Below are 13039 nucleotides of genomic sequence, written 5' to 3'. Positions count from 1 at the left end.
TACTTTTAAGAGTCAAGGAGGGGGAAAGCGTTGCTTACGATCTTATAAAAAGGAGACTTTTACCAGTTGTTTTTTACTACCGCGCTTGGCGTAAAAAAGCATTTTGCTTTCATCCACATCCTTTAACGGTTTGGAGACCATTAAAGGGAGTCGGGCTTCTTGGTTGTCAATGATCTTTTCATAGTCCATAACCCCATTTTCATCCAAGGAAATCATAAACACATTTCGGTTTCGGCTGAGTCCCTGTTTAAAGATTAGGCGTTCGTTATTGATCAATTGGGGGTTATCTGCGGCGGTGCAAATGAAGAAATAGGTCTTTCCATTTTTACAGTAGGAGCTATAGGAGGCATAGGCACCATCACCCTGGGTTACCTCGGCTTTATTGATGTTTCTGGCCCAAACCAAATCCCCTTCGGTATCGAGTTTGGCACTTACAATATCGTTATGGTGAAACCGTTCCAACTTAACCCGTTGGCCAGCACCGGTCACCTCCATGCCTGTGGTCACGAAGTACTCCTCGGCATTAAAAAAAATCTCGTTGCTTTCGGTTATTTCAACACTCTTAAAAACAAGGTTCTTGACTACCTTGTCTTCGTCCCTACCAAATTTATCCTCCATAAACTGAAGGGAAAATGGGTTGTATTTTTTAGCGTTGATCGCCAAGCTTAGCGGATTGATATCAAAATAAGCAATGCCATTGTAGCGATTGTCCTTTCTATCCGCATAAAATCCCGTACAGACCAGTCTGTTTCTTAAAATTATGGGGTATAAGGCCTCTGGATACTTTCCTTCGTCCACAAACGATTGGGTTTGGCTTCCATTGGCCGAAACCTTGATCAATTCATATTGAAACTTGCGCTCGTCCACCCTAAAACGCTTCTTTTTGAAATAGGCCTTCCCTACGATGTATGCTGTGGACAAATCGGTGGAGATAGCCAGATTTTCAAAGGCATAGTTTTTCTCCTCAATTTCATGGGAAAAGTCGTGCTCAAACCTTTTATTTAGGCCTGTATCATATAAGTGGATGATGTGCTTGTTGTTTTTTCCTCTTTTGTGGTGCGTACTGATCACAAAGCCGGTTTTCTCCTGATTGAACAGGATGGAAGTGGAAAATCCCTTGGAGAAGTTTCTGTTATAGTAGTTCTTGTCTACTGGATTTCGCACCTCTTCCGAAGCAATGGACAATAGTTTTTCCGGTCTGAAATTGTAGTTGATAATTGGGCTTCTATGCACCCAATATTCATACTGTCCCCTATCGTAATTGTAATTGAGAAACAGCAAATTCAACTGTCCGTTTTTAAGGAAGCCGTCCACAAAGTCGAGTCCCTTTAACTTATAGTTGTATTCTGACACCAACTCCAAATTACTATTGTACTGTTCAATCAAATAGCCTTTTGGCTTTAAGATCAAGCCTTGAAAATACGCTCTAACCAAAATATAGCCACCTGAGCCATCATCAGAAATGGTCAGTAAATTGGAGTAACGGTATCTATCATTGAATTTTTCACCAAAATCGTAGGCTACTGGCATTTTCTCTTGGGCACATACCAGTGCTCCAACAAAAAGCAAGCAAAACAACAGGATTTTTTGTTTCATCATAGTCTGGTTTGGTTACCATGGCTATGACCCGGGGAAATCGGCTTTTCGTTTTTCCAAAAAGGCGGAAGTACCTTCCTTGAAATCGTTGGTGCCAAAGCAGGTGCCAAAGGCATCTATCTCCGTTGCATAACCATTCACATCATACTTAAAACCAGCATTTACCGCTTTTATTGCATATTTTATGGCCACAGGGGAGTTATTCGATATCCTGCTCGCTATTTTAAGACTTAGGGGCAATAATTCCTCTTGGGGCACCGCATGATTGACCAAACCATACTGCAACGCTTGATCCGCGCTAATCATCCCCGCCGTCATGATTATTTCCATGGCTCTTCCCTTTCCAACCAACTGCGGTAAGCGTTGCGTTCCTCCATACCCAGGAATTACTCCCAATGATACTTCAGGGAGGCCCATTTTGGCATTATCGCTAGCGATTCTAAAATGGCAGGACATGGCCAACTCCAGTCCCCCACCCAAGGCAAAACCATTGACCGCGGCAATTACAGGGGTGGACAGGTTTTCCACAAAATCAAACAGGATTTCTTGACCCTCGGCTGCCAGTTTTCTTCCTTCTTTAACCGAAAAATCGGCAAACTCAGAAATATCTGCTCCTGCCACAAATGCCTTTTCGCCACTTCCTGTGACAATAATCACGCGAATTTCATCATCCTCGTCCAGTTCCTTAAAGGCCGTATGCAATTCAGAAATGGTTCTTTTATTGAGTGCATTCAACTTTTTGGGCCTATTAATGGTAATGGTGGCAATGTTGTTCTCCTCTTCGATGTAAATGTTTTCGTAGTTCAAGGGCTTGGTGTTTGGTGTTTGGTGTTTGGTGTTTGGTGTTTGGTAAAATTACACATCCACCATCAATCATCCAATAGCGCAGAATAAGGACAGGTTATTCCTTGGGAAATTTTACGGTGAATACCGTTCCTTTCCCTTCTTGGGATGTAAAATCAATGGTTCCTTGGTAATTCTCCACAATGTTCTTTACCATTCCCAAGCCAAGGCCCATACCACTGGACTTCGTAGTAAACTTAGGCTCAAATATTTTATCCTTGAAATCATCAGTGATTCCTACACCATTGTCTGCTACAGATATTTTTACTTCCCCCCCTTCAGAGGCCACGGTCACCAGAATTCTGGGAGATTCTACCTCCGGAACTGCTTGGATTGCATTCTTCACCAGATTGGTGACCACTCGAATCAACTGGGTTCGGTCCAATTTGGCTATGATCTCTTTTTCATCGGAAATAAAATGGATGTAATCCTCTTGAAATATTTCCAAGGCCAACTTAACTATTTTGACAACATTCAAAGTCTCATTTTGCTGGGCAGGCATGTTGGCAAAATTTGAAAAGGCCGAGGCAATATTGCTCAACGTATCTATCTGTTGGATCACCGTCTTGGAAAATTCCTGGATCTTTTGTTCGGCTTTTGCATCATTGGGATCAAACTTCCGTTGAAAACTTTGAATGGTAAGTCGTAAGGGAGTCAAGGGATTTTTGATTTCATGGGCCACTTGCTTGGCCATTTCACGCCAGGCCTGTTCCCGTTCGCTACGGGCCAATTTGGCTGCACTTTCCTCCAATTCATCAATCATTCCATTATAAGAATCCACCAATTTTCCAATCTCTTCCGTAGGTCTTTCTATATAGATTTTTTCATTGCGCTGGGTCAAATCCGTTTGAGCCATTTTATCAGAAATGGTCTGCAGGGAGCGCGTAATGTATTTGGAAATGAAATAGGCCAAAATAATTGCAGAAAGCAACATCAGCAAGTAAACCCCTCCCAATCTGAACATGAATTCCCTCAGCTCCATATTGCTAAAGGAATTGTCCTCAAAATAAGGGAGATTAACTATACCGATTGGTTTAAACTGTAAATCGTTAATAAAGGTATAGGAAGCTTGGTAGTTGTCCCCTGCCGCCTTTTTCTTCTCCACATAACGCTTTTCTGCCTGGACTTTTAGCATGTTCAATACCTCGGCATCCAAGCAATTGGAAATGGAATCGGCTTCAAAAGCAGGTCGGGAACTTTTGATCAACCCACCTTCCAGGTCATAAATATTAAAGGTGACATTCTGGACATCTGCAATCTTATAGATTTCATCTTTAAAGATGTGGCCTAAATTTTCCGTGGTGACGGGATAAGTGGTTTCCTTGAGAACATAGGAAATGCTTTGGAGAATTTGCTCTTCCTTCCGTTCCAGTCGATTTTCGTGATAATCCTTATCCTGTTCCCGATATTGATAAATGGTGACCCCGCCTACCAACACGGAAGCAATGACCACCAACATGATCATGCTGAAAAATATACGGGAGCGAAGCGATAGTTTTGTTAACAATCCTAATCCAGTTTGCGAATAAAGTTAGCAATAATCGAACCAAAAAATTCCAAGCACCAAAATCCAAAAGTTGGGATTTGGAGTTGAATAATTGGATTTGGTTTATGCATTCGGGTTTTTATCCCGGATTCTTTTGTACAATCGAATCCCGAGCATAAGCAAAATGGCAAGTACTATAATTCCAAGGGTGCCATAGATCCAATCCAAGGAATTCTTTAAGATTACAAGGAACACCACTGCGAACAAAACCAATGTCGCCAGTTCATTCCAAATTCGCATAAATCGAGAAGTATATTTCACCTCATCCCGTTGCAACTGCTTAAAAATTTGATGACATTTTAAGTGGTAGAAAATTAGTAGTCCCACGAATCCCAACTTGATATGCATCCAGGATTGATTCAGCCATTCGGGCATTAATGCCAACAGCCAAATGGCAAAAAGCGTACACAAAATAGCAGATGGCCAGGTAATGATATACCATAAGCGTTTGGTCATCAATTTGAGCTGGTCGGATAAAATTTCCCTTTCGGGCGAAGGTTTTTGCCAAGCCTCAATATGATAAATGAACAAGCGTGGAACGTAAAACAAGCCAGCAAACCAAGTAACCACAAAAATCAGGTGCAACGATTTTATATAGGGATATAACATTGGGTTATGGATTAGATTCAGAATTCCAAGGCTAAATTTAAGGTTTAACAACCCTTAAATCATTCAACTATGCCCATTTTTTTTAGCAAAAAACTCGCATTCATGTTTTGGCAAATCCCTTTTTTCAATTGGTAATCGAAGATAAGTTCGCCATTCACTATTTGGGCATCAAAAAAATAATTGGACACGTTTTCATGTTTTTGTGCAACCTCACACAGACTAAGGTCGTGGGTAGCAACGATTCCGGTACCTTTCATACCGACCAATTTATCAATGAATTTTTGAGATCCGATGGCCTTGTCCTTACTATTGGTTCCCTTTAGAATCTCGTCCAGAACAATGAAGTACCTATCGGACTCCATCTCTTCAATAATAAATTTTAGCCTTTTCAATTCGCTGAAAAAGTAGCTTTCATCATCCTTTAGACTATCGGTAGTGCGCATGCTGGTGATTAACTTTATTGGTCTATAGCTTGAAGATTCCGCACAAACTGGAAGTCCAACATTTGCCATGACCAAGTGGAGGGCTATTGTTCTTAGAAAGGTGCTTTTACCCGCCATGTTGGCACCGGTAACGATATAAAAATCTTCAAGACTGATGGTTATATCATTGGGCACTGCTTTATCGGGAGCCAATAGGGGATGTACAATTGCTTTGCATTCCAAGGTTTTTCCTTCATCCATCAAAGTGGGATAAACATGGCCTGGGTGATTGAAGGTATAATTGCCCAAACTGTTGTACGCATCAAAAAACGCAATAACATCAAACCATTTGGGAACCACATGCTTGTTTTGATCTATCCAAGCTTCTATATAGCCGCAAATCATTAAATCCCGCAGAAAAAACCCATTAAGGATGAACCCAACCAAAAGGTTATTTCGTTGATCCAATCGATCCAAAAGATTGGAGAATCGTTTCAGTACCCTTGAGCTTGAATTCGCTTCATTTTTAATTTCGCAATGCCTTTGAACTAGAAGCTGACTCTCAAATTTTTGATCTTCCAAGAGGCCCAGTAAACGGGCATATTGGGTGAAGGTGTTTTGTATTTCGGATACATGTACTGAAAGTGTGCTTACCTTCTTCACAAACTTCCCGCTTATTGCCATACCCACGACAAAAACCGCCAATGTCCAAATCCAAGAAATCCATCCTATACTGCATGCGGTAACAACCGCCAGGGAAACTGCTGAAAAAACATAAGCCCCCTTTATCATCCTCGTGGGAATAAAAGGGACGTAATGGGAAAGCCAATCAACAATCCTATATGCTGGAATTTGTGTGCTGACCAAGGTGGCCGTGGCACCATATTCCTGCCTCCATTCGGGTTTGGTGGCCAACTCAGCTATGGCGGCTTGTTTTAAATCAATGCCTTGAATGTTGTTGGACAAGAGCTGCCGTGCCAGCTCCTTGGAGCCACTTTCCAAAGCAGTTCTATTTAGGTATTGGTAAAAGGATCCGCTGCCAAACAAATCGATATCCTTGCTGTACCAATGATTTGAATCCTGAAATTCCTTTCCGTCCGGTAAATCGGAAAACTGCCTTTGGAGTACACGAAGCTCTTTTTGATTTCTGGCCAATAACTCCCGAGTCAGGTTCTGCCGATATTTGATCCGATCATGACGAACGACCAAATAGGCAAAGGTTGCTGCTCCTAAAAGAAAGAGGGGAATGACGAATTCCATGGTTCCCCAAGTCAAATAAATCCCCAATAAAGTTGCAATGGCCACCAAAAGTCTAATGGCACTTGAAACATCCAACTTTTTCCCAAGGATGCTCAGCTCGTTTTCAAACTTTAAAGACTGGCTTGTATAAAATGTCTTGGGATCAATACTCATAAATCGTCTATAAAACTTCTGCGGCTCTTGGTAACCAAGAGCCGCAAATTTAGACGAATTCCCTTCAGTTCTTTATTTATTCCTCCACAAATAGATAATTCAAGTTCAAACTGTTGAATTCTCGATTGAACTGTTGCATCTCCTTATCCACCAAGGCATCAAAAGCATCCAATTGGGTGTTGATTTTGGTGGTCAGTTCATTTTTTACCGCTATGTCCTGGGCCGTAGGTGGGAAATCATCAATGGAGACCAGACTGTTCAAATGACCTAGTTTATTGGTCAACCGAATAGGGAAATTCAAGGGATCCTGATTGCTACGGTTTTTGGTTTGGTACAATGCCTTTTCAATAGTGCCAAAATCCTCCTTCATTTTTTTGGCTTTCTCCACCAAGTCCTTGGTACGTTCATCCTCTTTGTATTGCTTGCCAAAAGCATCCAACCGTTCCGTTATTTTCCTGATTTTTTTGATGGACTGATGCGCCCTATCCACGGTAGTGTTGATATCGGTGATAAAATCATATTGGCTTTGCATATCTGCTACGGAGACCTCAGCCCTTGGGTCAGGCAAAATCTTAAATTCCTGGGTTTGGCTGGACCCGTTTACATTTAAGTGAACCTTGTACGAACCAGGAACTGCTTTGGCCCCATCCAAATTGGCCCACCATAGAATCATTCCCTTCAATTTTTCAGCTCCTTTTCCACGTGTATTCCAAACATGGGTATTACCCCCTTGCTTCGCTTTGAGCTTTTTCTTTTCTTCTTTAGCAAAAGTGCTATAATTTGCCAAGGTGTCTCCCGCCATGGATGTATAAGTCAAACTGATACTATCTTTATCCGATACGTTTTTCAGGTAGAAATGTGAAACAACACCATTGGGATGGTTTTGCCCCTCAGTTTTTGATGGCTTTTTTGCTGCTGTTCCCTTGGTACGATAACTATCCTTGGGTTGGTACAAAATGGCAGCGGAACCTTTCTTCGATGCATCCAATTGGTGCAAGACCGTCAGATCATCTATAATCCATACGCTCCTACCCTGGGTTGCCACTACCAAGTTGTTGTCCTTTATGGTCAAATCAGTGATAGGAACTATGGGAAGATTCAATTGGAAGCTTTCCCAATTTTGTCCGTCATTGAAGGAAATATACATTCCAGTTTCTGTCCCTGCATATAGTAATCCCTTTCGTTTAGGGTCCTCCCGAAGTGCTCGAGTAAAGTGCTCATCATTTATACCAGTCGTTATTTTTATCCAGGTTTTTCCATAATCCGTGGTTTTGTAGAGATAGGGTCGGAAATCTCCAAGTTTGTAGCGCGTGGCTGCCACATAGCAGGTGCCTTCATCAAAATTGGAAGGCTCTATACTATTGACCATGCTCCACTCAGGCATGTTGGAAGGGGTCACGTTTTCCCATGTTGACCCCCCATCCTTGGTTACGTGGATCAAGCCATCATCACTACCAACCCAAAGCAAGCCTTCTTTTAAAGGACTTTCATTGGCTGCAAAAATGGTACAATAGTATTCAACCCCCGTGTTATCTTGAGTGATAGGCCCCCCGCTGCTAACCAATTTAGCAGGATCGTTTCGAGTCAAATCATCGCTCAACAACTCCCAGCTTTGGCCTTCGTTGGTGCTCATGTGCACATGATTGGAAAAGGTGTAGAGCTTTTTGGGATCATGCTTGCTAAAAATGATGGGGAAGTTCCATTGAAAACGATATTTCATTCCCTCGGCCCCATAACCCATGGGATTGTCTGGCCATACATTGATGCCGCGCACTGTTCCTTTGTCGTGATTCACCCGAGTTAAAAAACCTCCATAACTGCCCCCATAAACTATATCGTTATTTGTGGGATCTACTGCAATATGTGCCGATTCGCCCCCAGCGGTGGGTTCCCAATCATCTTCGCCAATGGAACCATCATCACTTCGGTGATTGATTCGGATGGTGGAATTATCCTGTTGGGCCACATAAATACGATACGGGAATGCATTGTCTGTGGTAACACGATAAAATTGTGCTGTAGGCTGGTTGTAATAGGTACTCCAGGTTTCTCCGCCATCATAACTTACCTGTGCCCCTCCATCATCTCCAATGATCATGCGCTTGGAGCTTTCCGGAGAGATCCAGAGGTCATGATGATCTCCATGGGGTGCATTGAAGGTATTAAAGGTCTTTCCTCCATCAGTGGATTTATGATACCGGACGTTGAGTACATAAACCACATCTTCATCCTGAGTATCCGCATAAACCCGAGTGTAATACCACGCCCGCTGACGCAATTTTCTTTCGCTGTTGACCTGTGTCCATTTTTTCCCACCATCATCGGAACGATATAATCCGCCTTTTTCCTTGTTCTCCACAATGGCCCAGACTCGTTCGCTATTTTTAGGGGATACCGTTACCCCAATGATGCCCAAGGTGTCTTTTGGAAAACCTTCGTTTTTGGAAATCTCCGTCCAGGTTTCGCCACTATCCGTACTTTTCCATAGTGCAGAACCGTCGCCCCCACTACTCAAACTATAGGGTGTCCTTTTGGCTCTCCAAGTGGATGCATATAAGATTCGAGGATTATTGGGGTCAAAAGTAAGATCTACCGCTCCAGATTGATCATTGACAAACAAAACTTGTTTCCAACTTTTGCCTCCATCCGTACTTTTATATACCCCTCTTTCTTTTGTGGGTTTATAAATATTTCCTAGTACAGCTGCATATACCGTATTAAAGTCTGTGGGATGAATCCGGATGCGTGGCACATGCCTACTCTTTTCCAGACCTGCTTTTTGCCAAGTCTTACCAGCATCTTCCGTTTTCCAAATGCCATAGCCACTGGATACATTCCCTCGCAGGGTCTTTTCACCACCGCCAACATAAATTACATTGGGGTCGCTCTGGGCCACTTCCACGGCTCCTATACTTCCGCCAAAATACCCATCCGAAATGTTCTCCCAGGAGCGTCCACCATCAGTGGTTTTCCAAACACCACCACCCGTGGCCCCAAAATAAAATAGATTGGGTTCCCCGGGCACACCGGTTACCGCAGCGGAACGGCCACCCCTAAACGGGCCAACCAAGCGGTACTCCATACTGGAATACAATTCCTTGGGATATTCCGGGCTTGTTTGGGTTGATTTTCTTCTTTGGGATTGCATTGAAGTTGCGAAAAGGCAAAAAACCAGCAAGAACAAGCCGGTTTGGGAAAGCATCTGTTTCATTTTCTATGATGTTGAATTAGTCGGTACTAAATGTAGGGAAAAAGTAAGTACCGTTTTTATTTTAAGCACAGATTCGATCAGCCCAAATATTAATCCCATTTTTAAATCAATTTTGATAGCGTATGTAACAATGTGGATAATTTTATACTAATCCCTTGGAGGAAGTAATCTTCCAATTTCTTACTTTAGAAACATCAACATAAAACACTGTACCATGGATATTTTTAGCAAGATCAAAGAGAAGCTCACTCACGAGTTTATCGATATTATTGAGTGGCTGGATTATACGGATGACACCATTGCGCATCGGTTTGAACGCTACCAAAATGAGATTAAGAATGGGGCCAAGCTTATTGTAAGGGAAGGGCAGACCGCGGTTTTTGTGAACGAAGGTCAATTGGCAGATGTATTTGAACCCGGGACTTATGACCTTACCACCAAAAACCTACCCATCTTAGCCACCCTAAAGGGATGGAAATACGGTTTTAATTCACCTTTCAAAGCGGAGGTCTATTTTGTAAATACCCACTTGTTCACCGATGAGAAATGGGGTACCAAAAGTCCGATTACTTTAAGTGACGACCGTTTTGGCTTGGTGGAAATTAGAGCATTCGGAACCTATGCCTTTAAAATTTCGGATGCCGGAAAGTTCATCGTTGATATCGTTGGAACGGATAATAACTTCACCAGTTTTGAAATTAATGAGCATCTTAAAAGTTTGATCGCTACGCGATTTACCGATACGGTCGGAGAAGCCAATCTTCCCATTGAATTATATGCGGCAAACACCTCAGAGCTTTCAGACACATGTCGGGAGGTTATGGCTCCGGAATTTGAGACCGTGGGCATCTCCCTGGAGAAATTCTATATCGAAAATGTTTCCATGCCGGAAGATCTCAAAAAAGAAATCTTCGAGTATAGCCGAATCGACAAATTGGACCTGGACAAGTTGACCAAGTTTAAAACTGCGAAGGCCATTGAAGCTGCCGCCAAAAATGAAGGCGGAACCGCAGGTGCCGGAATGGGTATGGGCATGGGATTTGTATTGGCGCAGCAAATGGGTGGTATGATGAGTCCTCAAATGGGTGGCAATCCGCAAATGCAGCAAGCAGGAACTCCCGTTCCACCACCTATGCCAGTTGCCGTGCAATACTTTTATGCAGTTAACGGGGTGCAACAAGGGCCTGTTTCCTTTGAACAACTGCAAGCCTTGTTTGCTGGCAGAACCATCAATCGTGATAGTTTGGTATGGAAGCAGGGAATGGCCAACTGGACTGCATTGAAGGATGTGGAAGAGTTAAAGTCGTTTTTAGGTGGCAATACCCCACCTCCTTTGCCGAACCCATAATACTATTTTGTCATTCCTGTGGAAGCAGGAATCCATAACAACAAGATTCCCGCCCTAGCGGGAATGACAGCATGGAGAAATCAATTCAAAAAACAGAGCTTAAAAAGCCCTGCGTCAACTGTGGGGCAGAACTCAAATACAAACCTGGAACCACCAATATCAGTTGCGAATATTGTGGGCATCAAGAGTCCATTCAAGTGGATGAAAATGGTTTTGAGGAGCTTGAGCTTTATCCCTATCTACTGGAGATGGGTTCCCAAAAGCACAGTGAGGAGATTTCCATGCTCCACTGCAAAAACTGTGGCGCCAATCAACATGTGGAGGAGAACTACAAGTCCCTCCATTGCGTGTATTGCAGCATGCCCTTGATTCTGGAAGACGCCTATAAGGAGGAGTGGATTTTGCCCGGTGCCGTCCTGCCTTTTCAAATAGAAAAAGAAAAGTCATTGCTTATTTTTAAAAAATGGGTGAATCGCTTGTGGTGGGCTCCCAACAAACTAAAAAAAGCCGCATTGGACCCCCAGTTTACCAAAGGGCTTTATTTACCCTATTGGACCTTTGATGCGCAACTGTCCGCATCTTATTCGGGACAACGGGGAGAATATTACTACGAAACGCGGAGGGTAAGAAACGCCCAAGGGGAAATGGTTTCACAACGGGTTCGAAAAACACGTTGGTATCCTGCTTCTGGGCGAGTTTCTGGTTTTGTGGATGATACTTTGATAGAAGCCTCAAAACAAAAATCGGGAAGAATCCCCAGTAAAATTGCACGTTGGAACCTGAAGAAACTTCAACCTTTCAACAGCAGTTTTCTATCTGGTTTTGTAACGGAAAAATATACCATCCCCTTAAAACAAGGCCATCTCCATTCCAAGGAAATTGCTAAAGATATTGCCCGCCGTTGGTGCAGACAAGATATTGGCGGAGATACCCAAAGGGTGACCCAAATGGACATGCAACTATCCGAAGAGACATTTAAACATATTTTGCTTCCGGTATATGTTAGTGCATATCGATACCAAGGCAAGGAATACCATTTTTTCATCAATGGAGAAAATGGGCAAATCTCAGGATCTAGGCCTTATAGCTTTTGGAAGATATTTTTTGCCGTGATTTTTGGTCTTGTACTGATAGGTATATTGGTTTTCCTTGGCAAAGGAAGTTGAAGATAATAGCACCAGCTGTTTAAAGAGCGTTAAAATCCATCCGTTCCGTTTGTTTTTCCAGTACATTTATCACATGTCCAAACGGATTTCTCTAATTAGCATTTTTGTGCTGCTCAATATGGGCCTTGGTCGTCTGTTCCAAGAAAGCTTGGGAGCAAGTTGCTTTTCCGAACTTTCTATTTTGGCCATTACCAGTTTCGTTTTCTGGAATTTCTCCGCTCACCAAATCAAAACTTGGAGTGGAAAGTGGGGGGTAACCGCATCTGGAAAAAATATGTTGATTCAAGGAGGCCTGGGCTTGTCCGCTTCTGCCCTAAATATTGTCATTGGACAGCTCTTGGTGGTTTTCTTGATGACCACCATCTACAACTGCACTTCTCCCAGTTTCAATATGCTCAATGCGAGTCTTACCAATAACATAGCGGTAAACCTGCTTTGTTACTTTGCCTTGTTATTTTATTTTATCCCATCTGAAAAATCAAAAGAAAGCACACCAACACCAGAACCTAAAGAAACCCGGATTCCCGTTTCCAAACAAGGGTATCAATTCCAATTGCAACCCAATGAGATTATTTATGTGGAAACCAGCAACAACTGTGTGGTTCTTCACACTGAAAAAGGAAAATTTGTAAAATACCAAAGTCTAAAATCGCTTTCCAAGCTGCTGTGTCCCAAGACCTTTAAACGGGTGCACCGCTCCTATTTGGTCAACTCAGAGTTTATTGCCCATATCCAGAAGAACCACAGCGGAGATGGCAAACTTAAATTAAAAACTGGGGACGACCTTAAGTTTAGCAGAACTTATCTTCAGGAATTGGCCCAAATTTAAATTCCGCAACTCGCCCTTTTTTTTCCGCAGCTTACATAGCTATTTCATCCCCGAAG

General features: G+C 42.7%; 9 protein-coding genes. 3 read left to right on the top strand and 6 right to left on the bottom strand.

The features are described 5' to 3' along the window. Window positions 1-42: 42 nt before the first annotated feature. The 6 genes from ACO6S0_RS18430 to ACO6S0_RS18405 all read right to left on the bottom strand — a co-directional run bounded on the left by ACO6S0_RS18430 (window position 43) and on the right by ACO6S0_RS18405 (window position 9631). Window positions 43-1599: a hypothetical protein gene (locus tag ACO6S0_RS18430; RefSeq protein WP_422349751.1), complete on the bottom strand. Its 1557-nt coding sequence runs from the start codon at window positions 1597-1599 to the stop codon at window positions 43-45. A 21-nt stretch (window positions 1600-1620) separates the two neighbouring features. After that, complete coding sequence (locus ACO6S0_RS18425) at window positions 1621-2403, bottom strand: enoyl-CoA hydratase/isomerase family protein (protein ID WP_422349750.1); 783 nt, start codon at window positions 2401-2403, stop codon at window positions 1621-1623. A gap of 94 nt (window positions 2404-2497) precedes the next feature. Continuing rightward, complete coding sequence (locus ACO6S0_RS18420; RefSeq protein WP_422351846.1) at window positions 2498-3904, bottom strand: ATP-binding protein; 1407 nt, start codon at window positions 3902-3904, stop codon at window positions 2498-2500. Between the two features lie 144 nt (window positions 3905-4048). Beyond that, window positions 4049-4594, bottom strand: a complete 546-nt coding sequence (locus ACO6S0_RS18415) for a CopD family protein (RefSeq protein ID WP_422349749.1) — start codon at window positions 4592-4594, stop codon at window positions 4049-4051. A gap of 59 nt (window positions 4595-4653) precedes the next feature. Then, window positions 4654-6429 (bottom strand): MutS-related protein, encoded by a 1776-nt coding sequence (locus ACO6S0_RS18410; RefSeq protein WP_422349748.1) that lies wholly within the window; start codon window positions 6427-6429, stop codon window positions 4654-4656. Between the two features lie 76 nt (window positions 6430-6505). Then, on the bottom strand, window positions 6506-9631 hold the full coding sequence (locus ACO6S0_RS18405) for a WD40/YVTN/BNR-like repeat-containing protein (RefSeq protein WP_422351845.1): 3126 nt from the start codon (window positions 9629-9631) through the stop codon (window positions 6506-6508). 223 nt (window positions 9632-9854) lie between these two features. On the opposite strand from ACO6S0_RS18405, the gene ACO6S0_RS18400 reads away from it, so the two are divergent. The 3 genes from ACO6S0_RS18400 to ACO6S0_RS18390 all read left to right on the top strand — a co-directional run bounded on the left by ACO6S0_RS18400 (window position 9855) and on the right by ACO6S0_RS18390 (window position 12983). After that, on the top strand, window positions 9855-10988 hold the full coding sequence (locus ACO6S0_RS18400; RefSeq protein WP_138836537.1) for an SPFH domain-containing protein: 1134 nt from the start codon (window positions 9855-9857) through the stop codon (window positions 10986-10988). 71 nt (window positions 10989-11059) lie between these two features. Beyond that, window positions 11060-12154 (top strand): DNA helicase PriA, encoded by a 1095-nt coding sequence (locus tag ACO6S0_RS18395; RefSeq protein WP_422349747.1) that lies wholly within the window; start codon window positions 11060-11062, stop codon window positions 12152-12154. Continuing rightward, window positions 12138-12983 carry a LytR/AlgR family response regulator transcription factor gene (locus ACO6S0_RS18390; protein WP_422349746.1) on the top strand — a complete coding sequence of 282 codons (846 nt, stop codon included), beginning with the start codon at window positions 12138-12140 and terminating at the stop codon, window positions 12981-12983. Before ACO6S0_RS18395 ends, ACO6S0_RS18390 begins: the two co-directional genes overlap by 17 nt. Window positions 12984-13039: the final 56 nt, after the last annotated feature.

The sequence above is a fragment of the Flagellimonas sp. genome, from assembly GCF_965233845.1.
In the GTDB taxonomy this organism is placed as follows: Bacteria; Bacteroidota; Bacteroidia; order Flavobacteriales; family Flavobacteriaceae; genus Flagellimonas.
The sequence above is the reverse complement of the archived record's forward strand: the minus strand, read 5'-3'. Positions and strand labels throughout refer to the sequence as shown.

Excerpts from the sequence above, each read along its gene's own strand:
- ACO6S0_RS18430 (WP_422349751.1), bottom strand. The coding sequence starts at position 1,599 with ATGATGAAACAAAAAATCCTGTTGTTTTGCTTGCTTTTTGTTGGAGCA.
- ACO6S0_RS18420 (WP_422351846.1), bottom strand. The coding sequence starts at position 3,904 with ATGATCATGTTGGTGGTCATTGCTTCCGTGTTGGTAGGCGGGGTCACC.
- ACO6S0_RS18415 (WP_422349749.1), bottom strand. The coding sequence starts at position 4,594 with ATGTTATATCCCTATATAAAATCGTTGCACCTGATTTTTGTGGTTACT.
- ACO6S0_RS18410 (WP_422349748.1), bottom strand. The coding sequence starts at position 6,429 with ATGAGTATTGATCCCAAGACATTTTATACAAGCCAGTCTTTAAAGTTT.
- ACO6S0_RS18405 (WP_422351845.1), bottom strand. The coding sequence starts at position 9,631 with ATGCTTTCCCAAACCGGCTTGTTCTTGCTGGTTTTTTGCCTTTTCGCA.
- ACO6S0_RS18400 (WP_138836537.1), top strand. The coding sequence starts at position 9,855 with ATGGATATTTTTAGCAAGATCAAAGAGAAGCTCACTCACGAGTTTATC.
- ACO6S0_RS18395 (WP_422349747.1), top strand. The coding sequence starts at position 11,060 with ATGGAGAAATCAATTCAAAAAACAGAGCTTAAAAAGCCCTGCGTCAAC.